Here is a 24,993-nt window from a genome sequence, read left to right as displayed (position 1 = left end):
AATATCACCTGGCGGCGACGGATTTCCGCTATGCTTTTTGCATGCGTGGAACGGTCACCCTGTCCACCATTTTGACGCTCGATTCCGCCAGGCTCTTATGACCTTCCATATCGACCACCAGATGCCAATGGCCGGCCTCGGGAATGACCAGCCGTATCGGCGATTTCTTGGCAACGCCGCCGAGAAACTGATGCTTCAGCGTTTCGGTGAAACGTTCGAAATTCGAGCCATTCATCAGCCTGACATTGGCAATGGCCGAGAGCGTGATTTCGATCACTGTTCCGGCGCGCTGCTCTCTAAGGTCGTAGTGGCTGTAGCGGAAGGCAGGCTTCGACATGGCTTTCTGTTCTTTGGATATCTGGCCGAAAGCTTAACTGGGGGCGGTTAAGGAAGCGTTTGGCGAGATGCTGTCGAAGCCTGCTAAGGTCAAGTTCAGTGCAGGTTTGACGATGCGGAGGCAAAGCCGTCGAGGTCGAGGATGGCGCCTTCGGGTGCCAGGCAGATGTCGGCCGGATTGTGGTTGCATTCTTCAGCAGCGAAGTGCAGGGCGGCTGTCTCGTTGCGGAACAGGCCGCCAACGAGGCCTTGCCGGTCCTGAACGATCCAGCTGCCGCGGCGGTCACGCCCGATGATGAAGCGCGCCGGCGCCGGAGCGAGCGCGCTGGGGGCCGAGCGACGTTGAAGATGTTGTGCATTTGCCATTGTTATTTCCTCTTGGATCTCTTCGATTTCACTCAGTGTCCGGTCAGATGCAGCCCCATTTGCAGGGCGGCGGCGACCAGGAGGACAAGTCCGAGGCGCGGAGCGACGGAGCGAATTCCGTCGAGCAATGCGTCCGAAGAGAAGTGTCGCTCGTTGCGCGCAAACGCGACGGCGCGAGGGCGTTGGAGAAGATCGGCGGATAGGCCGACTTGCCTGTAGCGTGACATCATGGTTCCTTTCAGTGTCACCAGCACTACGGGTCCGATAAGACCATTTCCAGTGCTACGCTGTTGAATCTATGAGGGAGTTGCTAGGTTTTCCATTTGGATGAAACGGAAAAAATATAAAAATATCATAGGGATGAAGCGATTTCATAATCCCCTGCGATAGGCATGGCGCGAGGCAAACCGGCCGCTGCCATCGAGCTGAAACGGAGTGATTGCCGCCTGGATGGCCGCGGCTGTCTCGGTGCCGACACCGACCAATGGCAGGCGAACCTCCGCCTCGATGTCTCTTGCCAGTGACAGGGCGTACTTGATCGTCGCAGGCTCGCTTTCGCGGGCGAGCGCGCTGAACAATGGCTGCAACCGCTCGTCGATGGATTGTGCCGCGCCGACATTGCCGCAGGCCGCCGAATGCTGCATCGATTGAAAGAGCCGCGGAACGATATTGGCAGCCCCCGAGAAGCAGCCATGACCACCCGCGGCCGTGAAGCCGAGTGCGCTGGCGTCGTTCGAGGTAAACAGGCCGAACCGCTCCGGCAGGAAGGGCCGCCAGAGATCGATGCGTGAGATATCGCAGCCGTCATCGGCGATCCCGATAACCCCTTGAATTTCGGCGAGGCGCGCGACGGTTGTCGGAGCGAGATCGACGGCGGTATGCGATGGCTGATTGTGGATGATGATCGGCAGTTCGGTCTGCGCCGCTAGCTGCTCGAAGTGGTGGATGATCCCCTTTTGTGTCGGTTTGGAGTAATAAGGAACCGTCACGAAGGCCGCATCGGCGCCAAGGCGCTGTGCCTGTATCGTTTCCGCCAGGGTTGTCTTCGTGTCGTTGGTTCCGGTCGCGACGATGATGGGCACCCTGTCCTCCGAAAGCTCGATGCAGATTTCGATGGCGCGGATGCGCTCGGCTTCGGTCAGCGTCGAGCCTTCGCCAATCAGCGAACAGACGAGAAGCCCATCGATCCCGCTTAGCAGCTGCCACTCGATATGAGCCATCATGTCGACGCCATCGACAACGCCATCGCGAAAAGGCGTGACGAGGGCGGTGATCGCACCGCCGACACCTCTTCGAAAAGTCGGTCTACTCATGTGGGTGAAAATCTCAGAGGTAATGCAGCACGATGAACAGCTCGAGCGCGCCGAGCAGCAGCCCGAAGGCGAACATCGCCTGAAACGTGCGCTTTTCCCGGACCTGACGCGAGTGAGGCTGACGCTTGCGCGAACTCTTCGTTGTTGCAGTCGATGCTGCAACGCGATGATGCTTCTCATCGCTGTTATGAACGAGGACGCGGATGGATTCCGTAAGATTGGGGGTGTGCGTGTCGAGCATGGGGTCTATCTCCATATTCCACCGCAAGCGTAACGCCGGCTCCCATAGGAAATCCATTCGGGGTTACGGACGAAGACGTAAGTGAAATATAAAGAACTGATATGCCCGGAGTTTCTCCGGAAACTGGCCCGTGGACCGCTGCCGCTTACTCGGCGCCTTGCTGGTTCTTGCGGTCGAGCTGCGTCACCAGCGCCAGGATGGTTGCCGAGACCGGCGTCGGCACATTTACGAGCTTTCCGAGCGAGACAACGACGCCCACGAGGGGCGTGATTTCCAGCGCCTTACCGGCAAGCAGATCCTGCAGCATCGAGGTGCGTACGGGTCCGATCTGACGGGAACGCTCAAGACGTTCCTCCACGGACATGGCAATGTGCGATCCCAAAGCCTCGGCAACGGCTTTTACCTCGCTCATTACCTGGCCGACCATAGTCGCAAGCGCGGGATCGTCCATGATATCGGACATCAATCCGCGGGTGAGCGCACTGGTCGGATTGAAAGCGGCATTGCCCATGAGCTTGCTCCAGATATCGTCGCGGATGCGCGAGGAAATCGAAACATTCACCCCGGCCTGCTGCAGCAGCGCCGCGATAGCTTCGATATCGCCCGTCGTCTCGCCGGAAGGTTCGCCAAGGATGAAATGTCCGTTGTTGGCGAGTTTGACCTCGCCGGGTGCGACGACTTCCGCTCCCTGATAGGCAACGCAACCGATGACGCGCTCCGGCCCGATCAGGTGCCAGAGATCGCCGTTCGGATCGAGCTCTTCCATCTGGTATTCGGCATGGCCGCTCTGATGGTCCCGGTGGAAATACCACCATGGAACGCCGTTGAGGATCATGACGACGCGGGTGCCCGAATGCAGCAGCTTCGCAATGCCGGGGACGGCCGCGGCAAGCTGATGCCCTTTGAGGCCAGTGATGACAAGATCCTGTGGCGGCAGTTCGCCAGCATCGGCCGTCGCGGTCATCTGCGCGACGAGGGGACTATCCGCATCGGCTTCCCACAGGCTTATGCCGCCAGCGCGAATGGCCTCCAGATGAGCTCCGCGCGCCACGACGGAAATCCTCGTCTGCGCTTCTTTGAAAGAGGCGAGCTTGGCCGCCATCGCACCGCCGAGTGCGCCGGCGCCGTAGACACAGATGTTCTTGAAGGGAGAGGGCGTCATGACTTGATGCTCCGAAAGAAGTCGCATGCTCTGCCAAGATATGGCGAGCCCATGATTTAGCGAGTGGTTTATCAGATTGTCGGCAATTGGAATTGAAAATCGCCAAACCTTCCGACACACTACAGTCTTATCGAAATTTCACCATACTCGTCCGAGCGCGAATGGGGTCAACAGGTAAAGGAAATACCTTCTCAGCCGTCGCTGCTTCACCCGGATTTTGTGAACAGATTATGTTTTCACTGCATACATTTGGCGGTTTGAAGCTTTTGGAGGGCGATGGTCACGAGGTCGCCTTTCCCGAGAAGGGTCTGCTGATCCTGGCCTATCTGATGCTGGAGCCAACGTCGCGCGCGTCGCGCAGCGCGATCGCCCGGCTTTTGTGGGGAGACGACAATGGCAGCGCGCAGGTCAATCTGCGCAAGCTGGTTTCGCGTATCAGGGTCCGTCAGGAAGCACTCGGGAGATCATTTCTGCGTTTCAGCGAGACAGCCGTCGAACTCGACGCGCCTCCAACCACCTCCGATCTCTGGTTCGCGCATACGAACGATGACGGGCCAATCTTTGCAAGATTGAAATCGCTGGTGAGGACGTTCGAGGCGGAATTCCTGCAGGGTATAGATTGCCAGAGCGCGGTTTTCTTTCATTGGCGGGAGGCCCAACATGGCAGGCATCTATCGGCGCTGAAGAAGGCGCTGAATGCCGCTGCAGCCGAAGCCAATGGGATGGAGGATGTCGCTCTGGTGAGAGAGGCGGCGCTCCTGATCTTTGGTATAGACCCCGAAGATCGCGATATTCATCGCATCCTGTTACGGATATTCGATGCAGAAGGTGAGGTGGAGCACTTCAGGCAGATTTTCGCGCAGCGTGCCGCGCTGCTGGCCTCATGGTTGGCGCAGCGGGAATATGCTTCGGAAATTCGAGCCGGGGATACCATTCTCCATCACGAAGGGACTTCGGCTGCACGAGCGAGGGTGAAGATACCCCTCCTGCTCTTGCCCTCCACGGAAGGGCAAGGGCAAGACTATGATGCTTCATCCCTCGTGAACGATATCGCAATCGGTTTCTGCGCGCTGGACAGTCTCCAGATTGCGGATCGCTACACGGCGGTTCGGGTTGGCAGGGCTGGGGAACGTGCCGTCGCAACTTTCGACCAATGGGATCGTTCCTATATTCTCGAGATGCGGCTTAGCCTTCGCGACAACGGACCGCTGCTGTTTTCGCAACTGGTCGACGCCGCAAGCGATGAGATCATCTGGGCCGAGCGCATCGGCCTCGGACAATCCACGCCCGAGGAGCGGAGACAGGCGATCGCGCGTCATATCGTGCTGTCGCTTGCAGGGCAGATCGAACGGCGGGAGATGATGAGGTCGCATTTCGAGGAAAATCCAGCGGCCTATCAGCGCTATCTCGCCGGCAAGCGCTACATCGAGCGCCTCTCCGTACCCGATCTGCAGAGGGCGCGGGGTGAGCTTGAGATGGCGCTGCGCACCGGTGGCCACTTCGCGCCGGCCTTGAGCGCGATGGCTCGCACCTATTCCAAGGAATGGGTGTTGACCTTCGGTGGCGATGCGGCCTTGCTGGACGAGGCGGAAAGCTATGCGATGCAGGCCATCGCAGCACGGCGCGACATCGCCGACGGCTATCGCGAGCTTGGCATGACGAAGGTCTTCCGGAAGGCGAGTGAGGAGAGCATTGAGGCATTGAAACTGGCTGAAGCCCTTAATCCGGGCCATGCCGGCATCATTGCCGACCATGCCGAAGCTTTGCTTCATGCGTCCCGGCCGGATCTGGCACTGACGAAGATTGAAAGCGCTATCGCGCTGAATCCGGTAAGCCCCGATACCTATCTTTGGACCGCTTCCGTGGCGAGCTATACGCTCGGCCGCTTCGAAGCTGCCCTCGATTATATCGGCCGAATGGCGAATGCACGCCTGGCGGATAGGATTTCCGCGGCGAGCTGGGCGATGCTCGGGCATGAGGAAAAGGCAGGCTTTTTCGTTCGGCGCGTCCATAGAACCAACCCGGATTTCGATGTCGATCGATGGCTTTCCGTCGTGCCGTTCAAGGAGCAATGGCAGCGTGACATCTATCGGGAAGGGCTGCGACGGGCAGGTTTCTGGAAGGCAATCCCGAACGTGAGCATGGCATAGCAGCAGTCCACCATCAGGTGGAAGCGTCGTCCTTGCTCACGTCAGTGTTTTCCGATCGACACAGGCTCGGGCTAGTCTTTACCACAATCGCATCCTAACCTCTGCCATATCGCTCTGGACCATGGACAACCGGTGCGGTATCGATTTCTCAATTGTCCTTTCTAAGTTGATGAATTCGCCGGGGAAGATCGTTGCGTTTCGAAGCCCTCAACCGTCTCTGGAACAGCGTTCGGGAGACCAGCCATGATTTCCGAGCCTCGACGGACGTGTTTCCCGTCGTCGATATCGAAAAGCTAGGCACGACCCTCGACCTGAAGGAAAAGGGCGCCGCTGCCGGGCGTCAGAACCGGCCGCCGTCGGATGCGCAATCGCATGACGAGACGGAGCAGCGCATCGTCGCCTGGGTCGAGGCGGAAAAGAAAAGCTCCTACCAAATCCTCGAAGATCAGTTCCAGACTTTCGATAGCCGCTTGCGCAACCTCGATTTCGAGGGACAGTTCGGGCTGATCCGCCAGGCGAACGCGTCAAGCATCTCGGATTTCAAGGCGGAAGTGGCAAGCGGCGTCGACGAGCTGCATGGTCTGCGCCGCAATCTGAAGACGGCCGAGGATGAAATGGTGGGCTTCAAGGCCAGGCATAAGCTGCAGCGCGCCGCAAAGGTTTCCAGCAAGGCAGCCTGGGGCTTCAAGGTCTCGCTGATCGTCTTCCTCGTGCTCATCGAAATGGTGATGAACGGCAGCTTTCTGGCCAAAGGAAGCGAGCAGGGTCTCGTCGGTGGTGTAACCGAGGCGGCCGCCTTCGCCTTCCTGAATATCGGCATGGCGCTGATTTTTTCTTTCTTCTGTGTCCGCTTTCTGGTGCATCGCTCCTTTGCGCTGAAGCTGCTCGGCCTACTAGGGCTTGTCGCCTATGTCGCCGTGGCTTTGGGCATCAATATTGCCCTGGCGCATTATCGCGAGGTCTCCGCGACGATCTTGAGCGGTGCCGGTGCCGAGGTGATCCAGCGGCTCAAGACCGCACCGCTCGGGTTACAGGAGCTGAACTCCTGGATGCTCTTTGCCATCGGCCTGATGTTTTCGCTCGTCGCCTTCATCGACGGCTGCTATCTGACCGACCCCTATCCGGGCTTTGCCGGTGTGCAGAAGCGTCTCGATGCGGCGAGGGACAATTATATCGACCGCAAGCTCGATCTGATCGAAGACCTCCGCGAGATCCGCGACGAGCATAACAGCAAGATCGAGGAGATCATCCGCGACCTCTCGCTGCGCCGGCAGGAAACGGCTGCCATCATCGCGCATCGCGCCAGGACCGCAGGCCTCTTTGCCGAACACCAGAACCATCTCGAGCGTGCTGCCAATGTGCTGCTCACCTCCTATCGCGATGCGAACCGTGCTGCGCGAACTGAGGCGGAGCCACCCTATTTCAAAACCGCTTACAAGATGGAGCGCCTGACGCCTGTCATCCGCAGCGAAGAGGAGTGGGACGACAAGGTGCTGGGCTCGCGCATCCAGAGTGCCCAGGCGGAGCTTTCGGAGCAGATCAAGCGGATCGGCGACGAATTCGAGCGCGCCATCGAGAAATACCATCAGCTCGATAATCTTTTCCCGGAGAGCATCCTTGGCGCGACGCAAGCGGCGTAGCCGGCGCGGCGGATCCGCCGGTCTCATCATCGCAACGGTTTGTCTTGCCGTCCTGTCCCTCGGGATCGTCGGCGCCTATGGCTGGCTGCGCTACAAGGCAAGTGGGAACATCGCCGTCGATCAAGCCTCGCTCTGCCCAGTGGACGGACCGAAGGCGGAAACGGCCATTCTGCTCGATGTCACCGATCCGATCGCCGATACGACGGCGCTCGATCTGCGCAACCAGTTCCAGAAGATCGTTGCAGATGTGCCGATCGGCGGGGCCATCGACATCTATGCGCTCACGGAGAAGGAAGGGGAGCTCATCCAGACCTTCCATGGCTGCAATCCCGGAAGCGGCGCGAATGTCGACGAATGGACCCGCAATCCGCGGTTGGCGCAGGCGCGCTGGGAAAAAGGCTTCCAAAAGCCGCTTGCCGATATCGCCGGCAAGCTGACGGCGGGCGAGTCGGGCAGATTGTCGCCGATCATGGCGGCCATTCAGAAGATCAACCTGGAAGTCTTCGCCAATGCACCAGGCGGCATCCCGAAGCGGCTCTACATCGCTTCCGACATGATCGAACACACCGCCGCCTTCTCCAATTACCGGGATGGCGTCTCCTATCAGAAATATCAGAACAGCCCTGCGAACGACCGCTTTCGCACGTCACTGGATGGTGTCACGGTCAAGATCCTTGCCTTTCAAAGGCCGAACATGAAGTTCAGCATGGAGGATCTTGCGAATTTCTGGGCGCAATGGATCAAGAACAACAACGGTGATTTTGGCGGCTTCGTCCGGCTGGAGGGGATACGCTGATGGCCAATACCGACGCCAGATATCTCATCCGGGATTATGGGCCGATGGCGCTGTTCGCCTCCATCACCGTCGGCGGCATGATCTTCATCTGGTCGTCGAAGCTCATGGGCTGGTCGCTGCCTGTCGTCACCGGTGTGCCGCTGGTGCTGATGGGGATCTACTTCATCGTCTCGCTGGCCGTTGCCGGGTTCCGGCTGCACAATGAGCAGGCGGGCGATAACCTCTATTACATGGGTTTTCTCTTTACCCTATCGAGCCTCGGCGTATCGCTCTATCTCTTTGCCGGCGAAACATCGATCGAGACCATCGTCCGCAATTTCGGCATTGCCGTCACCTCGACCATTGCCGGCGTGACGCTGCGCATTCTCTTCAATCAGATGCGGCGCGACCCGATCGATATCGAGCGCAGCGTCCGCCATGAGCTTGCCGAGATGACGCGGCGCGTGCGCACCGAACTCGATTCCTCCTCGCGTGAATTCTCGCATTACCGGCGCGTCAGCAACCAGATGCTGTCGGAAGGATTCGAGGAGATCGCGCGGCAGGCCGAACGCAATGGCCAGGAGATCAACAAGATCCTGGAAATGCTGGCGAAGCAGGCGGTGACGCCAATCAATGACGCGGCGGCGCAGCTGACGACGACGACCTCGCAGTTATCCGATATCATCGGCACGTTCGGCACCGCTGTCGAAAATGTCGGCAGGAAGCTGGAAGAAATCCGTTCCCCGGAGGATGTCGTGCGCGCCGAGCTGGCACCGGCGATTGCCGCCATCAAGGAGATGTCGGAGGCGCAGTTGCAGCCGCTGCGCAACATCGAGCTGGCGCTCGGCCGCGTTGCGGAGACGATGGGGCAAACGCCGCTGCCGAAGCCCGACGGCCATATCGCTGCTGAGCCCGAAATCGTGCCGCGAAAACGCTGGTGGCATCTATGGTAGCTGGAGGTTCGGACAGCACGCCAAAACTGGAGCACAAGGGCTATAATCGTGGCCTGATCCTTGGCCTGACGATGGCCGAATCCATGCTGCTTCTGGTTTTCTGCCTGCTGTTGGTTGCCGCCGCCTTGATCACGTCAGAGAGAAACAAGCGCTACGAGGTCGAGCGGAAGCTTGAGAAGGCCGAGCAGCAAGTCGCGGTGCTGGAGAAGAAAAGAGCCGAGCAGGCCGCCGAGATCGTGCTTCTGCAGTCCAAAGTCGTCTCCGGCGATCTCTCTGCCGCCGACAAGGCCGTGGTGGACAAGCAATGGCGCGAGCTGGTGCTGGCGAAGGAGACACTCGACAGCATGGCGGATCAGGGCGCGACAACGGCCGATCTGCAATCGCTTTCCAAGCTTGCCTCTGTTCTGAAGGAACATGGTGTCTCGTTGGCGGCGGCGCCCGATGAGGTCAACAAGCTTTTGGCTGGTAACGCGGGCGGCAAGGGCGCGCACGACTGGCCGCCCATCATCAATCTCGACGATGCCAAGAAGAACTATTTCCAATCGGGAAGCGCCGAGCTCACCGGCACCTTTTCACAGCTGCTCAGCACGACGATCACGGACGAAATCGCCAGCAATCTGAGCCTCTATGGCGCCAATATCGTCGAGGTGATCGGCCATACGGACGAACAGCCTCTGGCGCGTGAAAAATCCAATCTCGACGACACGATCATCGGCGCAATGGATGGCAAACTGCCGGTGTCGGCCTTGTTGCCCGCCGACAATGCCGGCCTCGGCCTTGCTCGCGCCATTGCCGTCGCCAATGTGCTCAAGGCCAATCCCAAGCTGAAGGACGCGACCATCCTGCCGATGTCCGCCGCACAGCTCATCCTGCCCGGGGATACCGTCACCTCGGGCCAGCGCGGCGCTGTCGAAGCGCGCCGCCGCATCGAAATCCGCGTGCGCGGCAGGACGGCGCCCGTTGCCGTCATCAATGCCGGTGCCGCGCCGTCAACGAATACCCAGTAGTGCTCGTTCCGCCTGTTCTCAGCTTCTGAGGCCGGGTGCTTCGTAACCGGTGCGTTCCACATACTCGGTGTAGCCGCCGGTATATTGGTGGATGCCTTCGGGCGTCAGCTCCAGAACGCGATTGGAGAGCGCTGCCAGGAAATGCCGGTCGTGCGAGACGAACAGCATCGTGCCTTCATATTGCGACAGCGCCTCGATCAGCATTTCCTTGGTGTCGAGATCAAGATGGTTGGTCGGCTCGTCGAGTACCAGCAGGTTCGGTGGATCGAAGAGCATGATCGCCATGACGAGCCGCGCCTTCTCGCCTCCCGACAGCACGCGACACTTCTTTTCGACATCGTCGCCAGAGAAGCCGAAGCAGCCGGCAAGGGCTCTCAAGGAGCCTTGGCCTGCCTGCGGAAAATCATGTTCGAGTTGCTGAAATACGGTGCGCTCTCCATCCAGCAGATCCATGGCGTGCTGAGCGAAATAGCCCATCTTCACGCTGGCGCCGAGCGCCACGCTGCCCTCATCCGGCTGCGCCGAGCCGGCAACCAGCTTCAGGAGTGTGGATTTACCGGCGCCGTTGATGCCCATGATGCACCAGCGCTCGCGGCGCCGCACCATGAAATCCAGCCCTTCATAGATGGTGCGGCTGCCATACTTCTTGTGGACGTTCTTCAGCACGGCCACGTCTTCGCCCGAGCGCGGCGCCGGCTGGAATTCGAAGGCGACGGTCTGGCGGCGCTTCGGCGGCTCGACGCGATCGATCTTTTCCAGCTTCTTCACGCGGCTCTGCACCTGCGAAGCATGTGATGCGCGCGCCTTGAAGCGTTCGATGAACTTGATTTCCTTGGCAAGCATGGCCTGCTGGCGTTCGAATTGCGCCTGCTGCTGCTTCTCGTTCTGCGCCCGCTGCTGCTCGTAGAACTCGTAGTCGCCCGAATAGCTGGTCAGGCTGCCGGCATCGATTTCGATGATCTTGGTGACGATGCGGTTCATGAACTCGCGGTCGTGCGAGGTCATCAAAAGCGCGCCCTCGTAGCCCTTCAGGAAGGATTCGAGCCAGATCAGGCTTTCGAGATCCAGATGGTTGCTCGGCTCGTCGAGCAGCATGACGTCGGGGCGCATCAGCAGAATGCGGGCAAGTGCCACACGCATCTTCCATCCGCCGGAAAGCGCGCCGACATCGCCGTCCATCATCTCCTGGCTGAAGCTCAAGCCCGCGAGCACTTCGCGAGCACGGCCCTCGAGAGCATAGCCGTCGAGCTCCTCATATCGCGCCTGCACCTCGCCATAGCGCTCGATGATCTCGTCCATCCGGTCGGCCTGATCCGGATCGCTCATGGCCGCTTCAAGCTCGCGCAGCTCGGCAGCGACAGCGCTCACTGGACCGGCACCCTCCATGACTTCGGAGACGGCGCTACGGCCTTCCATCTCGCCGACATCCTGATTGAAGTAGCCGATGGTGATACCCTTATCGACGGAAACCTGCCCCTCGTCGGGCTGCTCCTGTCCGGTGATCATCCGGAAAAGCGTCGTCTTGCCGGCGCCGTTCGGGCCGACAAGTCCAACGCTCTCGCCTCTGTTGAGCGCCGCGGATGCCTCGATGAAGAGGATGCGATGGCTGTTCTGCTTGCTGATATTCTCGATACGAATCATGGTTACGCGTGGCCCGAAGAAAGTTTTTCGGGGGCCTTATGCCACGGGTTGCGCGCTCTGTCGCAGCTTTTCGGGCGGAGATGTGAGATCGATAGCGAACTGAGGTTCATGGGCGACAATTTCCGGTCCGCCTATCTGCCATGCGGGAGAGAAACTTTCGCCGGGGCGACGGATTCTTGTCCACGCGCTCGTTCAAGCAGTATGGCTTCCGCTTGATCGGATCGCCGGCTGTCTTCCGCTTGGCTGGAAGTCGCTATATTCATTGTCATCCGTCCCAGCCGAGTTTTTACAGATGAAGATTATGAGAAGCATTCAGGGCCGGGTTTGCGCCCGACTGACGATCGCAGCACTGATCGCCATCGGCATGTCAGGCGAAGCCCGGTCGGCCGATGCGGCTTCCCAACACGCGCGGCTCGAAGAACCCGTCAAGGAAGTCGCGGATCAGCGCCTGCTTCTCGATACGCCCGAGGGGAAGGGAGAGCTGCCGGTCTACGCGGATCACGCGATCGAAGCGGCGTCGCCTGACGTGACGAAGGTGCTGATCATAGTCCACGGCACGCTCCGAAACGCCGATGCCTATTACGCAACCGGGCAGGAGCTGCTCGCAAAGGCCGGCGATCTCGCCGACGGTACGATGGTGGTCGCGCCGCAATTTCTCATAAGACCGGATGTGAATGCCTTCTCGCTGTCTGCGCAGACGCTGGCCTGGACGCAGAACGGTTGGAAAAGTGGAGACGCCGCGCGTCAGCCGGCACCGATTAGCTCCTTCTCCGCGCTCGATGCTCTGCTGCGGCATTTTACCGATCGTCGCCTGTATCCTTCGCTGAAGACCATTGTTGTGATGGGGCACTCGGCAGGAGCGCAATTGGTCCAGCGTTATGCCGTCGTCGGACGGGAGGCGGAAAATCTGACGAGTGCCGGCATCGCCGTTCGCTATCTCGTCGCCAATCCGTCGAGCTATGTCTATTTCGACAGCGAGCGGCCGGCCTTGCCGGATCAGCAGGCGGGGCTGGCTTCCTGCCCGAAGGCGACGCAATGGCGATACGGGCTCTCCGGCGCTCCACCATACATATCCTCGCAGGATCCGAAGCTTCTCGAAACGAGATATGCCGCGCGCAACGTGGTCTATCTGCTAGGCCAGGCGGACACCAATCCCTATACCCACTTCATCGACCGCTCCTGCGGGGCGATGGCGCAAGGACCCTATCGACTTGCACGGGGGCTCACCTATTTCGACTACATGAAGAAGCGGCATCCATCCGATCTCAATCAGAAGGTCGTCGAGGTGCCCGGCGTAGGGCATGACGACGAGGCGATGTTCACCTCGGATTGCGGCATTGCCATTTTGTTCGATCGACCGGTGCCGCCATCCTGCCCGGTGATCGATGGGACGGCAAAAGTTTCCAGAGCGGTGCCGTAAGTCTCTTCGAGTTGTCGATCCCTTGGCGACTGCATGCCATTGCAGCCTGATGCATTTCGGTCCGCTGAGATCTGTTCGGCCGCTTTCATGCGTCAGTTGCGATAGACCGGCCGCGGGCGCGACGATCGCATTTTTCGCTGTATCGGGCGCTCGATGCACACGTAGCAAACGATGGCAAAGGCCAGCGAGCCCACTGCGATGGGCGCAGGCTGCATGTTGTGCGGCACCCCGACGCGCAAAAGCAGCGCTGTGACCAGAATGCCCGTCAGGACATGCCAGACATAGATGGAATAGGAGGCATCTCCCAGGAAATGCGGGAATGCCAGCTGCGGCACGCCTCGTTCCCGCTCCGCGAAAACAGCGCCCGACAGCAGCAACACTGCCGGTATGCCCCAGCGCACAGCCCGTTCCAGATGGATCAGCGGGTCACTCGCCACTAGCAGCACGACCCCGACGATCATCAAGCCGATAGCGGCGGCAAAAGGCAGCCGAAAGCCCTGTTTCCACAGGCGTCCGATGACGATGCCGGCGGCGAATTCCAGAATGACCGGCTGTGTGAAAACACTGAGATAGCCGGAAGGCAGCAGATAATGTCCAATCACGATGGTCATCAGGGCCATCATGAGGAACCATAGCCGCCTGAACTCAGGCAGAAGCAGTGAAATCGAAAAGATGAGATAGAAGAACATCTCGTAGGAGAGCGTCCATCCCTGCTCGACGACGGGATGCAATGCCTCGTCCTTCATGAAGGGCACGAAAAACAGCGAGCCGATCAAGTTCTCGATGCTCGAATTCGTGTCGAAGAAGAATTGTGGTTTCAGCACGGCGACGACGAAGGTTGCCGCCGTCGCAATCCAGTATAGCGGCACGATCCTGACGAGCCGGCGCCACATGAATTCCTGCGGGCCGAGCGATCTTCCATCGGTCGTGACCCACATGATAAAGCCGCTGATAACGAAGAATATATCGACCCCAGCTGCTCCGCTCTTGAAGTCCAGGCCGTATGTTTCGCAGACATGGAAGCAAAGAACGGAAATTGCAGCGATGGCCCGCAGATATTGAATGCTCTTGATATCGCTGCCGGTTTTCAAAGCGGTGCCTCACACGATTGAACTGCCATCTCCAGTACCTCAAGGGCCGGACTCAGCGATAAAATGCGTCGAAAGGCCGGGCACCGTGCATGACGGGTTTGAGGCTCGGCAGACCGAATATTGCTGCATATTGCTGCAGCAACAATTTCAATGAAAATGGATCATTTCCCGCCGGTTTCGTGGCTGAAATCGGGCAATTGGGATGAAGGGGGCGTGAACGGCGCTGAAGTCGATCAGACCGCTCGAACCTCGGCAAGCCGCTTGACCGCATATTCGTCCTGCCAGCAGACGGCAGCTTCCCATGCGGCTGACGCCTGTGCGGCGATATCATATGCACCGTCATCAAGGTCGGCAGCGTTATCGGGCAACACGAGGTCGAGATCTGGAACGTCGACATGTGACTCGTCCCAGTCGATCAACGCGACGCAATTTGCAGTCATGCGGATATTGCCAGGGTTGTTGGGATTTCCATGGACGACGCATGTCTGACGCCCGACGAGACGCGCCCATGCTGCTCGACATCGAGCAACACCTTCGGGCGGCATTGCGGCAAGATTGATCCTCGTTCCGGCTTCGGCATGCAGGAGGTCGGTCGACGATTTCCAGCCGGACCGTTGAGGCCAGCCCTGCGTCAGCCGGTGCAGCTCGCGCAGGGTGTCGGCAACCCGACGCCAATCGGCCCCTGTCTCCGGCGGTCCGCCCTCAAGGTATTTCATCACCACCAGACCATCCACGAACAGCCGACCGTCCATCGTCGGGATCGGCACTGGAACGGTCATGCCTTCATGATCGAGGTGCTGGAGCAGGGCGGTTTCCCAACCAAGATCGGCATCGGACCTGGAACCGAGACGGGCGACGGCAATTTCCCCATGGATGCGAACGCTCCATACATCGTTGGCAACTCCACCGGTGAGTGCTTCGAGGCGAACTGCGTCCTCACCCCATTGCGCGAGTGCTTCCCATCCCATTGGCGATATCCTGGCGCATGATTAGTGCCCGACTTGCTCTCTCTGCAGGCGCTGGGCAATGCTAATTAGCGCGAGTTTAGCGGCTGAACAAGTTGACCTTGTTACGTCCCTTTTGGATGTGGGAGCTTGGAAGTGCTGCTGGTTCTTCTTTTGCATACACTCGCGATTGGCGTAATATGCAACAGCGATGGCATCTTCCGTCAATGATCGATCGCTGGCGAGCTTATATTTGTGATCTTGCGAACAGAGAGGCAGATATGAGCATTACACGCAAGAAAACAGCGCTCGTGACCGGTGCGTCATCCGGGATGGGCAAGGAAATCGCCAAGCGTCTCGTCAGCGATGGCTTCAGGGTCTATGTAGCGGCGCGCAGCGTCGATAAGATGCTGGATCTCGAACGCCTTGGGGCACGTGCCCTACAGATGGACGTGTCTGACGACGACGAGATCAAGGCGGCCGTGGGAATCATTCTCGCCGAAAGCGGAGGCGTCGATGTCCTTGTCAACAATGCAGGATTCGGACTGTATGGACCGGTCGAAGACATCGCCATGGACGAGGCGAGATATCAGTTCGAAGTCAATGTCTTCGGCCCGGCTCGCCTGACTCAGCTTCTCTTGCCCGCGATGCGGCAGAGAGGTTCCGGCACCATCGTCAACATCACCTCGATGGGCGGCAAGATCTATACGTTGCTTGGCGCGTGGTATCATGCCGCCAAGCATGCGCTTGAGGGCTGGTCGGACAGCCTTCGGCTGGAACTGGCCCCGTTTGGCATCGACGTCGTTGTCGTCGAACCGGGCCTGATCGAGACGGGATTTGGCGACGTGGTCGCCGACGGCCTTGTGAAGCGCTCCGGGTCAGGTCCCTATGCTAAGGTCTCGCAGGTGGTCGCCAAGATCACGAGGGCGACCTATGGCCATGGGCGCGGCACCGATCCGAAGGTGATCGCAGATGTCGTCTCGGCTGCCGTGCATGCGAGAAGGCCGCGGACGCGCTACGTCGCCGGTAAATATGCCAAGCCGATGATTGCGATCCGTAAATGGCTCGGTGATCGGATGTTTGATCGCATCATCATGAGCCAGATGCGCTAACATTTCCGCAAGCGAATGACAGACCAGCGTACCTCTGCGAGAGCAGACTTAGAGGATTGGCTGAGATGAGTGTGATGCCAGCAGACAAATGCAAGGTGCCTCAGGCCTTCTGGCGTGCGGTCGAGCGGATCGGCTTGCCACCCTCCGCGGTGCTGCGGCAGGCTCGGTTGCCCGCTACGCTGCATCTGGGCGAGACCGGCATGGTGACGACCGCGCAGTATTTCGCGATCTTCAGGGCACTTGAGGAGTTGGCGCCGGAGCCTGCACTCGGACTTCGGCTCGTCCGCGAGGCAGACACGGCGGTTCATCCACCATCGACTTTGGCCGCCTTTCACGCCAAGGATTATCGCGATGCACTTTACCGCGTTGCGCGCTTCAAGCGGCTCTGCACGCCCGAGCAGTTGAGTTTCCATGAGGACAAAGGCGAAGTTTCGATCGCAACCAACTGGGTTTACACAACCGAGCTTGAGCCTGGGATCGCCACCGACGTTACCTTCGCCTTCCTGATCGAGCTTGGCCGCCGCGGAACTGGCCAACTCCTGACGCCGGTTCGGGTCGAGTTCATGCGCTCAGGGCCAAAGAGCGATCTGTATCGGCTCTTTTTCGGGTGTCCTGTGAAATATGGTGCTCCGCAGAACAAGCTCATCCTGAAATCGGTCGATCTTGACCGCCCGTTTCCGGGCCACAATCCCGAGCTCCTGGAAATCCTCACGCCCGCGCTTGCTGCCGCTATGGGTGAACTGCAGGCCCGCAGTTCCATTGGCGACCAGGTGAAAGTCGTCCTCAAGCGATCGCTTGCAAGCGGGCGTCCGGAGTTGTCGCAGATAGCGCAGGATCTCAACATGAGCGAGCGAACGCTGCAACGGCGCATCACCGAAGAGGGCAAGACCTTCCGCGAGCTTCTGTCGGAGGCGCGCCAGGAACTCGGGCGGCAATTGCTGTCCAATCCGTCCACCGACATCGACGAGGTCGCATGTCTTCTAGGTTATCAGGATCGCAGTTCTTTCTATCGCGCGTTTCGCGACTGGGAGGGGCTGACGCCTCTGCAATGGCGCGAGCTGAACGGGCACGACGCGGCACAATTCAATTCACTGCATTGATGCGGTTCGGACCGCTTGCTCCCGCCATGGCGGCAGACGAGAAAGATTATTTCGAGCCATCAAAGGCAAATCTTTGGGCGCCCATTGCAACGCGATCGGCAACGTCTGCCAGCGTTGGTATGCCGCGGCAGATACGGAACGATGTCACAGGCCGATAGCGGCTGTTGTCAGACTGAAGCCAAGGAAACATGCGTCGTACAAGCGCACGAAGAGCGACATCGGCGTTGGTAAAAGCATTTGTCGCAGTAATCCACTGAATATATGTTCTTGTTTTGTTCATCTTTGCACTTTCCGGACACCGAAGTGCCCGGAAAGTGCCAATTGGAATTTACTCAATCGCCTGAGGCTAGCCCATTGGCTTCCCAGACTTTCGCACGGACCGATACTCAGCTGCAGCCGCTCGTAGCTCCACAGGTGTCGCACTTCTCGCAAGTTCCATTCCGGACCATCGTGAAGTTCTGGCACTCGGTGCACATGTTGCCCGTGTAGCCCTGCATGATGGAACGGGCGCGGCGTTCGGATTCCAGCTTCTTGGCCTCCGTCTTGGCATTGGCTGCTTCGCTTGCCGCATTCTCGGTGAAGAGGCCTGTCGCGGATTCGGCGATGACTTCCTCCGCGATCTCTTCGGCCAATTCCTTTGCGCGCTCCTCATAATCGCGCTTGAAAGCGACGACTTCGGAGGTCGAGACGGAGCTTGCCGGCTCCAGTTTGCGGACCGTGTTGCCAGCGAAAGCCGTCACCGTGCCGAGCGAGGCTGCACGGGCAGGGGCAGCCGTTGCCGAACCCTTGGCGTCTGCCGAACGCTCGCCCGATGTCTGAACCAGCGTCGGCTTGTAGCCGCGGGTCAGGCCCTTGGAGACGACATCGGCCTTGCCTTCGGAAACGCCGCGGCCGAGCGCCGTGTTGTTGAAGTCCGAGGTGTCGACATGAGCAAGATCGTGACGGCCGAGATAGGAGATCGCCAGTTCGCGGAACACGTAATCGAGGATCGACGTCGCGTTCTTGATGGCGTCGTTGCCAGTGACGATGCCGGCCGGCTCGAACTTGGTGAAGGTGAAGGCGTCGACATATTCCTCGAGCGGCACGCCATACTGCAGGCCGAGCGAGACGGAGATGGCGAAGTTGTTGATGAAGGCGCGCAGCGCCGAGCCTTCCTTGTTCATATCAAGGAAGATTTCGCCGAGACGGCCGTCGTCATATTCGCCGGTGCGCAGGAAGATCGTGTGACCGCCGATCTTGGCCTTCTGGGTGTAACCCTTGCGGCGGCTCGGCAGTTTTTCCTGCGTGCGCACGACCTTTTCGATAACGCGCTCGACGATCTTTTCCGTGATGGTGACGGCCTGTGCGGCGGCCGGCGCCTGCAGGAATTCCTCCAGCGCGTCCTCATCGCTGTCATCCTCGATCAGCGAGGCATTCAGCGGCTGGCTGAGCTTGGAGCCGTCGCGATAGAGCGCATTGGCCTTGAGGCCGAGCTTCCAGGACAGCATGTAGGCGTTCTTGCAATCCTCGACGGTCGCCTCGTTCGGCATGTTGATCGTCTTGGAGATAGCGCCCGAGATGAACGGCTGCGCTGCCGCCATCATGCGGATGTGGCTTTCGACCGAGAGATAGCGCTTGCCGATCTTGCCGCACGGGTTGGCGCAATCGAAGACAGCCAGATGCTCTTGTCTCAGGAATGGAGCGCCTTCCAGCGTCATCGCACCGCAGACATGGATGTTCGCAGCCTCGATGTCCTTCTTCGAGAAGCCGAGATGGTCGAGCAGGTTGAAGCTCATATCGGCTATCTGCTCGTCGGACACCTTCAGCGTGCCCTTGAGGAAGTCGGCGCCGAGCGTCCACTGGTTGAAGACGAACTTGATGTCGAAGGCGCTCTTCAGTGCTGCGTTGACCGCATCGACCTTCTCAGCCGTGAAGCCCTTGGCCTTCAGCGTCGACGGGTTGATGGCCGGAGCCTGGTTCAGGTTGCCATGACCGACCGCATAGGCCTCGATTTCGGCGATCTGGCTTTCGGAATAGCCGAGCGTGCGCAGTGCTTCCGGAACGGCACGGTTGATGATCTTGAAGTAGCCGCCACCGGCGAGCTTCTTGAATTTCACCAGGGCGAAGTCAGGCTCGATGCCGGTCGTGTCGCAATCCATGACGAGGCCGATCGTGCCGGTCGGCGCGATTACGGTTGCCTGGGCGTTGCGGTAGCCATGCTTTTCGCCGAGCTCCAGCGCCTTGTCCCAGGCAGCCTTGGCATGGGCGACGAGATCCTGGTCCGGATTGTCGGAATGGATCAGCGCCACTGGATTGACCGACAGGTTCTCATAGCCCGAGGCTTCGCCATAAGCGGCGCGGCGATGATTGCGGATGACGCGCAGCATATTCTCGCGGTTCGGCTTGAACATCGGGAAGGTCCCGAGCTCGGAGGCCATTTCCGCCGAAGTCGCATAAGCGATGCCGGTCATGATCGCGGTCAGCGAGCCGGCGATGGCGCGAGCTTCGTCCGAGTCATAAGGGATGCCCGACGACATCAGCAGGCCGCCGATATTGGCGTAGCCGAGGCCGAGCGTGCGGTATTCGTAGGAGAGTTCGGCAATGCGGCGCGAGGGGAACTGCGCCATCATCACGGAGATTTCGAGAACGACGGTCCAGAGGCGGACGGCATGCTCGTAATCGGCAATGTTGATGCGCTTCGTCGCTGCGTCCTTGAAGGTCATCAGGTTCAGCGAAGCGAGGTTGCAGGCCGTGTCGTCGAGGAACATGTATTCCGAGCACGGATTGGAGGCGCGGATCGGGCCGGCAGCCGGGCTGGTGTGCCAGTCGTTCATCGTCGTGTTGAAGTGCAGGCCCGGATCGGCCGATGCCCAGGCGGCGTAGGAGATGGATTCCCAGAGGTCGCGGGCTTTCAGCGTCTTTACGACCTTGCCGTCCTTGCGGGCGGTCAGGTTCCAGTCGCCATCATTCTCGACGGCACGCAGGAAGTCATCCTTGATCGAGACGGAATTGTTGGAGTTCTGGCCGGATACGGTGAGATAGGCTTCCGAATCCCAGTCCGTGTCGTAGGTCTTGAATTCGAGATCCTTGTAGCCCTGGCGGGCGAACTGAATGACGCGCTGGACGTAGTTTTCCGGAACCTGATCCTTCTTGGCAGCGCGGATCTCGCGCTTCAGGGCCGGGTTCTTGGCCGGGTCGAAGCAATCGTCATTGTCGCCTTCGCAGTTGACAGTCGCCTTCATGATCGCCTTCAGGTGCTTGGCGACGATCTTCGAGCCGGTCACGAGGGCGGCAACCTTCTGCTCTTCCTTGACCTTCCAGTTGATGTAATCCTCGATATCCGGATGGTCGATGTCGACGACGACCATCTTGGCGGCGCGGCGGGTCGTGCCGCCCGACTTGATGGCGCCGGCAGCGCGATCGCCGATCTTCAGGAAGCTCATGAGGCCGGAGGAACGGCCGCCGCCGGAAAGCTTTTCACCCTCGGCGCGCAGCATCGAGAAGTTCGAGCCGGTGCCGGAGCCGTACTTGAAGAGACGGGCCTCGCGGACCCACAGGTCCATGATGCCGCCCTCGTTGACGAGGTCGTCCTCGACGGACTGAATGAAGCAGGCATGCGGCTGCGGATGCTCATAGGCCGACTTGGACTTGGTGAGCTTGCCGGTGAAGGGATCGACATAATAATGGCCCTGGCCGGGGCCATCGATACCATAGGCCCAGTGCATGCCGGTGTTGAACCATTGCGGGGAATTCGGAGCGACGCGCTGCGTGGCGAGCATATAGGCGAGCTCGTCCTGGAAAGCGGAGGCGTCTTCCTCCGACGAGAAGTAGCCGCCCTTCCAGCCCCAGTAGGTCCAGGTGCCGGCAAGGCGGTCGAAGACCTGGCGGGCATCGGTTTCGGAGCCGCTCTGCTGATCCTTGGGCAGATCTTTCATGGCCGCATCATCGGGCACGGAACGCCACAGGAAGGAAGGAACGTCGTTTTCCTCGACCTTCTTCAGCTTGGCGGGCACGCCGGCCTTGCGGAAATACTTTTGCGCGAGAATGTCGGCGGCGACCTGCGAGAACTGCGCGGGTACGTCGATGTTTTCGAGGCGGAACACGATCGAACCGTCAGGATTCTTGATCTCGCTCGTCGCCTTGCGGAATTCGATATCCGCATAGGGTGACTGGCCGGCCTTCGTAAAACGACGTTCGATGCGCATGGTCCCAATCCTTCATTCGTTGGTGTGCGCCCGCATGCAAGCAGGGCGCAAAAATTCTCATTCCGGCATCGCGAATTCAACGCGCAGCCAGCTTCCGATCCGCTCTTTGACAGGAGGTGTCACCCGGAGATGTCTTTCCTGTATCTTGTGGTGATGGTGGCTGCAAACACTAAATATAGTATTAACAGCTTATTGCCGCCAGTCCCCGCATATGTTTTTTCGGCAGCTCGAGCTCGGCACAAAAATCCTCACGGCGGGCCACCTGCACAGGTGAATCACCTTGAATCCAAATCCGATTTCGAATTGAGAACCAGTCCTCGTAACCCCGCCTGGTCCAGTCGCCGCCGCAACGTCGTCCATTAACTTTGAAAGACCCGATTCCGTCAAGGGGTGGTTTGTAACGGATTGCTAACCACAATATCTTGTGGGCTCACCTGTGGAAACTGGGGAAACGCCAGTAGGCTAAGAGATTCAAGAGCTTGAGGAGGGATGCTCGCCCTTCGCGCGACCGTTGGCGCAGCAAGTATCATCACCGGCGGTGTCGAAAGCGACAAAATTGTGACCGTGACCCCGATGCCATTGGCAGCGCGGCAAATTCATGCCGTGACGCATCATGATTCGGGTGGAAAGCCTTGAATCTCACGCTTTCTCGCCTTTGTGGCGCCCACTAAATCTAGTGGGCGCCGCAGCGCCCACCTCTATTACCACTATCCGAATCAGATTTCGGCATCGCGATCAGATCTTGACTGATTCGCGCCTCCGGGCAGCTGGAGATCAGCCGCGATGGCCCTTGGCGATCGGTTCCTGATAGGTGAAGCCCATATCCCAGGGGAAGTAGATCCAGGTGTCTTGGCTAACTTCGGTGATGAAGGTGTCGATGGTTGGCACCCCCTTCGGCTTGGCATAGACGCAGGCGAAATGCGCCTTCGGCAGCAGGTTGCGAACCTCGACGGCGGTCTTGCCGGTATCGGTGAGATCGTCGATGACAAGCACGCCTTCGCCGCCATTGACCGACAGTTCCGGTGCAATACCCTTGAGCAGGTTCATTTCGCCCTGGCTGGAATAGTCGTGATAGGAGGCGACACAGACCGTCTCGATCAGCCGGATGTTAAGCTCGCGGGAGATGATGGCGGCCGGCACGAGGCCGCCGCGAGTGATGCAGACGATTGCCTTGAATTCACGGTTGAGGCCGGCAAGCCGCCAGGCAAGCGCGCGCGCATCGCGATGGAACTGATCCCAGGATACGGGAAAGGCTTTATCGGGCAGGGACATGGCAGAAAGCTCCGGGGCATGGAATAATAACGCACCGGCGGTGCCGGCGACCCTGAGCAGACCCCGCGCCGGGCGCGGACCAAGAACCAAATCCGGAACGCGATTCGCTTGCTATCTGCTTGAACAGGATCTCATCCGGGAAAAGCCTGGGCTTTTCGGGATCATGCCCCTTAGACCGCGCGAACGGCTCCCTGGCGGGAATTCTGTCATCGGTCGCTGCTTTCTGCTGGATTTGCGGGCAAAAGGCAATAGCTGCAAGGGGCGCAACCGATGCACATTTGCACCGGTTGCCGCAGGATTTGAGCTTTAAGCCGTTCAGCGGGCCAGCAGCGTCATCGCCGTCATCGATTGCAGCAGGGTGCGCGTCGTGCCGCCGAAGATCATCTGCCACAGCCAGGAATGCGTATAGGCGCCCATGACCAGCAGGTCGATACTGTCGTCGGCCAGTCGGTTTTCGATAACCTGCGATGGCGTCGATTTGCCGGTGCAGGCTGCCGTCTCGAACTTGGCGCGCACACCATGACGTGTCAGCGCCGCGGCTATCCGGACGCCGGTTTCCTTGGACGGATGCGGATCCTTTTCCGACGCGCTGACGGAAAGGATCTCGACTGAATCCGCAGCCTTGAGGAAAGGCAGGGCATCGAAGGTGGCGCGCGCCACTTCCTTCGAGCCGTTCCAGGCGATCAGCACGCGGCGGACGGGCTTCGGCTCCTTGAGAATGTAGGGGATCAACAGGACCGGCCGCCCGCTGTCGAACAGGAAGGTTTCGACATCGACCTGAGTATCGGCATATTTCGACGGGTCCGGCTGCACGGCCACCAGGAGATCGGCGCTGCGGGCACTTTCGATCAGCGGTTCGGTGCCGTAGCCGACCGTACTGGCAAAGCTATGCCATTCGTAGTCGAGACCGGCGCGTTCCATCTTCGAGCGGAACACCCGTTCGATTTCGACCGCCTGATTATGGGCGACATCCTGAAGAGCCTGGACCGCGACAGGGTCCGGAATCTCCATCGGCGCCACCAGCGGCACCGTCGAGACGATTTCCGCATGAAGCCCGACGACATGGGCGCCATGCTCCTTTGCGAGCGCGGCTGAGAACTCCGCCGCGACGCGCGTGTTGTCGGGATTGTCGAGAACGGTCACTATCGTTTTGTAGGACATGAAGAGATCTCCCATGCGGAAGGGTTGGATCGGATCATGATATCAGCATTCCGCTACAAGATAATGCTCTGAATAATCTCAGGGTTCCCCGGAAGCACAAGTCCTCGTTGAGAGTCAGGCCTCACCCGACTGATTTTCGATACAGCGCCGCGCTTTATATATGACGCGCAAAGGTCGCTGTAATACTTTAAGTCTGCTGCATAATTTATCCTTAAATCGATTTCGATTTAAGGAATTATGCAGTCGCTTTCGACTGCCCGATGGCCTCGATCATCGCGCGCACTTCGGCTGCGACACTTTCAACCAGCTCGGCGGAACGCCCGCGCACGACGATCTCGGTCGAGAAGAATTGGCCGACATAGCGCGGATAGGAACCGATGCTGGTATCCGGATGCGCCTTCTGGATAAGGCCGAGCGGCGTGCCGATCTCGCCTTCGCCATAGGGGCAGGAAATCGCTGTTGATAGCACCTTTGCGCCGGTCCTCAGCGTCGGTATGACATTGTCGAGCATCGCCTGGAAAACCTGCGGCACGCCGGCCATGACATAGACATTGCCGATGTTGAAGCCGGGCGCGGTCGAGACCGGATTGGCAATATGCTTTGATCCCACAGGCATGCGGGCCATGCGCTGACGGGCCTCGGTGAATTCCATCTCGCGCCGGGCATACATTTCACCCATGATCCTCATGGCTTCGGCATCATGTTCGCAGGGCACGCCGAATGCCTTGGCGATGGCATCGGCGGTGATGTCGTCATGGGTCGGGCCGATGCCGCCCGAGGTGAAGACGTAATCATATTGGCCGCGCAGGGCGTTCAGCGCCGATACGATGGCATCTTCATCGTCAGCCACGATGCGGACTTCCTTCAGGTCGATGCCGGCCAGCAGCAGCACATCGGCAAGATGGCCGATATTCTTGTCCTTGGTCCGGCCGGAGAGCAGTTCGTCGCCGATGGCCAGCATGGCGGCTGTGACAATGATTTCGTTCGACATAAAGTTATCCAGGACAATGCGCGGTTGGCGCGTTCAAAAAGGTCCGAGATAGGTAGCGCTGTTTGCAGCGAATGCAAACGCTCCTTTTGCTGGGCCGCTGGTCATCACAAGATGTTGCAAGTGGATTTCCGTCT

Annotated in this window: 22 protein-coding genes; 8 read left to right on the top strand and 14 right to left on the bottom strand. The window is 59.4% G+C overall.

Going from position 1 to position 24,993, the window contains the following annotated elements; translation table 11 throughout:
• Window positions 1-28 precede the first annotated feature (28 nt).
• The 6 genes from PH562_RS09825 to PH562_RS09800 form a co-directional block, all read right to left on the bottom strand.
• Window positions 29-337 carry a DUF1883 domain-containing protein gene (locus PH562_RS09825; protein WP_285172818.1) on the bottom strand — a complete coding sequence of 103 codons (309 nt, stop codon included), beginning with the start codon at window positions 335-337 and terminating at the stop codon, window positions 29-31.
• Between the two features lie 95 nt (window positions 338-432).
• Entirely contained in the window at window positions 433-702 is a 270-nt protein-coding gene (locus tag PH562_RS09820; RefSeq protein WP_113233311.1) for a hypothetical protein, read from the bottom strand.
• A 32-nt stretch (window positions 703-734) separates the two neighbouring features.
• On the bottom strand, window positions 735-932 hold the full coding sequence (locus PH562_RS09815; protein ID WP_285172817.1) for a hypothetical protein: 198 nt from the start codon (window positions 930-932) through the stop codon (window positions 735-737).
• A gap of 141 nt (window positions 933-1,073) precedes the next feature.
• Entirely contained in the window at window positions 1,074-2,015 is a 942-nt protein-coding gene (gene dapA / locus PH562_RS09810) for a 4-hydroxy-tetrahydrodipicolinate synthase (protein ID WP_285172816.1), read from the bottom strand.
• A 13-nt stretch (window positions 2,016-2,028) separates the two neighbouring features.
• Window positions 2,029-2,256, bottom strand: coding sequence for a hypothetical protein (locus PH562_RS09805; protein WP_285172815.1), 228 nt, complete (start codon window positions 2,254-2,256; stop codon window positions 2,029-2,031).
• Between the two features lie 145 nt (window positions 2,257-2,401).
• Window positions 2,402-3,418, bottom strand: a complete 1,017-nt coding sequence (locus tag PH562_RS09800) for a ketopantoate reductase family protein (protein ID WP_285172814.1) — start codon at window positions 3,416-3,418, stop codon at window positions 2,402-2,404.
• A 230-nt stretch (window positions 3,419-3,648) separates the two neighbouring features.
• Here PH562_RS09800 and PH562_RS09795 point away from each other — a divergent pair, with 230 nt between their 5' ends.
• From PH562_RS09795 to PH562_RS09775, 5 genes are all read left to right on the top strand, one after another.
• Window positions 3,649-5,568 (top strand): AfsR/SARP family transcriptional regulator, encoded by a 1,920-nt coding sequence (locus PH562_RS09795; protein ID WP_285172813.1) that lies wholly within the window; start codon window positions 3,649-3,651, stop codon window positions 5,566-5,568.
• Window positions 5,569-5,759: 191 nt separating this feature from the next.
• The gene (locus PH562_RS09790; protein ID WP_285172812.1) at window positions 5,760-7,208 is read left to right on the top strand and encodes a hypothetical protein; all 1,449 of its coding nucleotides are present in this window, start codon (window positions 5,760-5,762) and stop codon (window positions 7,206-7,208) included.
• Window positions 7,186-8,004 (top strand): hypothetical protein, encoded by an 819-nt coding sequence (locus tag PH562_RS09785; RefSeq protein ID WP_285172811.1) that lies wholly within the window; start codon window positions 7,186-7,188, stop codon window positions 8,002-8,004. The genes PH562_RS09790 and PH562_RS09785 overlap by 23 nt, the downstream gene beginning before the upstream one ends.
• Window positions 8,004-8,936, top strand: a complete 933-nt coding sequence (locus PH562_RS09780) for a hypothetical protein (protein WP_285172810.1) — start codon at window positions 8,004-8,006, stop codon at window positions 8,934-8,936. Before PH562_RS09785 ends, PH562_RS09780 begins: the two co-directional genes overlap by 1 nt.
• Window positions 8,930-9,943 (top strand): OmpA family protein, encoded by a 1,014-nt coding sequence (locus PH562_RS09775; RefSeq protein WP_285172809.1) that lies wholly within the window; start codon window positions 8,930-8,932, stop codon window positions 9,941-9,943. Before PH562_RS09780 ends, PH562_RS09775 begins: the two co-directional genes overlap by 7 nt.
• An 18-nt stretch (window positions 9,944-9,961) precedes the next feature.
• Here the strand turns inward: PH562_RS09775 and PH562_RS09770 are convergent, their stop codons facing one another.
• A complete protein-coding gene (locus PH562_RS09770; protein ID WP_285172808.1) occupies window positions 9,962-11,584 on the bottom strand; it encodes an ABC-F family ATP-binding cassette domain-containing protein in 1,623 nt (540 codons plus the stop codon).
• A 301-nt stretch (window positions 11,585-11,885) separates the two neighbouring features.
• Here PH562_RS09770 and PH562_RS09765 point away from each other — a divergent pair, with 301 nt between their 5' ends.
• Entirely contained in the window at window positions 11,886-13,004 is a 1,119-nt protein-coding gene (locus tag PH562_RS09765; RefSeq protein ID WP_285172807.1) for an alpha/beta fold hydrolase, read from the top strand.
• A 92-nt stretch (window positions 13,005-13,096) separates the two neighbouring features.
• On the opposite strand, the gene PH562_RS09760 is transcribed toward PH562_RS09765, so the two are convergent.
• Window positions 13,097-14,095: an acyltransferase family protein gene (locus tag PH562_RS09760; protein ID WP_285172806.1), complete on the bottom strand. Its 999-nt coding sequence runs from the start codon at window positions 14,093-14,095 to the stop codon at window positions 13,097-13,099.
• A gap of 233 nt (window positions 14,096-14,328) precedes the next feature.
• The gene (locus PH562_RS09755) at window positions 14,329-15,063 is read right to left on the bottom strand and encodes a phosphotransferase enzyme family protein (RefSeq protein WP_285172805.1); all 735 of its coding nucleotides are present in this window, start codon (window positions 15,061-15,063) and stop codon (window positions 14,329-14,331) included.
• A gap of 257 nt (window positions 15,064-15,320) precedes the next feature.
• On the opposite strand from PH562_RS09755, the gene PH562_RS09750 reads away from it, so the two are divergent.
• Entirely contained in the window at window positions 15,321-16,151 is an 831-nt protein-coding gene (locus tag PH562_RS09750) for an oxidoreductase (protein ID WP_285172804.1), read from the top strand.
• Between the two features lie 65 nt (window positions 16,152-16,216).
• The gene (locus PH562_RS09745) at window positions 16,217-17,251 is read left to right on the top strand and encodes an AraC family transcriptional regulator (protein WP_285172803.1); all 1,035 of its coding nucleotides are present in this window, start codon (window positions 16,217-16,219) and stop codon (window positions 17,249-17,251) included.
• A 46-nt stretch (window positions 17,252-17,297) separates the two neighbouring features.
• Here PH562_RS09745 and PH562_RS09740 read toward each other — a convergent pair whose 3' ends face one another.
• The 5 genes from PH562_RS09740 to PH562_RS09720 all read right to left on the bottom strand — a co-directional run bounded on the left by PH562_RS09740 (window position 17,298) and on the right by PH562_RS09720 (window position 24,859).
• On the bottom strand, window positions 17,298-17,531 hold the full coding sequence (locus PH562_RS09740; protein ID WP_285172802.1) for a hypothetical protein: 234 nt from the start codon (window positions 17,529-17,531) through the stop codon (window positions 17,298-17,300).
• A 106-nt stretch (window positions 17,532-17,637) separates the two neighbouring features.
• Complete coding sequence (locus tag PH562_RS09735; RefSeq protein ID WP_285172801.1) at window positions 17,638-21,435, bottom strand: vitamin B12-dependent ribonucleotide reductase; 3,798 nt, start codon at window positions 21,433-21,435, stop codon at window positions 17,638-17,640.
• A 774-nt stretch (window positions 21,436-22,209) separates the two neighbouring features.
• On the bottom strand, window positions 22,210-22,707 hold the full coding sequence (gpt, locus tag PH562_RS09730; protein WP_113233326.1) for a xanthine phosphoribosyltransferase: 498 nt from the start codon (window positions 22,705-22,707) through the stop codon (window positions 22,210-22,212).
• A 315-nt stretch (window positions 22,708-23,022) separates the two neighbouring features.
• Window positions 23,023-23,868, bottom strand: a complete 846-nt coding sequence (locus PH562_RS09725; RefSeq protein ID WP_285172800.1) for a universal stress protein — start codon at window positions 23,866-23,868, stop codon at window positions 23,023-23,025.
• Window positions 23,869-24,103: 235 nt separating this feature from the next.
• Window positions 24,104-24,859, bottom strand: a complete 756-nt coding sequence (locus PH562_RS09720) for a competence/damage-inducible protein A (RefSeq protein WP_132716435.1) — start codon at window positions 24,857-24,859, stop codon at window positions 24,104-24,106.
• Between the last annotated feature and the right edge of the window lie 134 nt (window positions 24,860-24,993).

Source organism: Rhizobium centroccidentale (assembly GCF_030182565.1).
In the GTDB taxonomy this organism is placed as follows: Bacteria; Pseudomonadota; Alphaproteobacteria; order Rhizobiales; family Rhizobiaceae; genus Rhizobium.
Note: the sequence above shows the minus strand (reverse complement) of the source record. Positions and strands in the feature narration are given on the sequence as shown.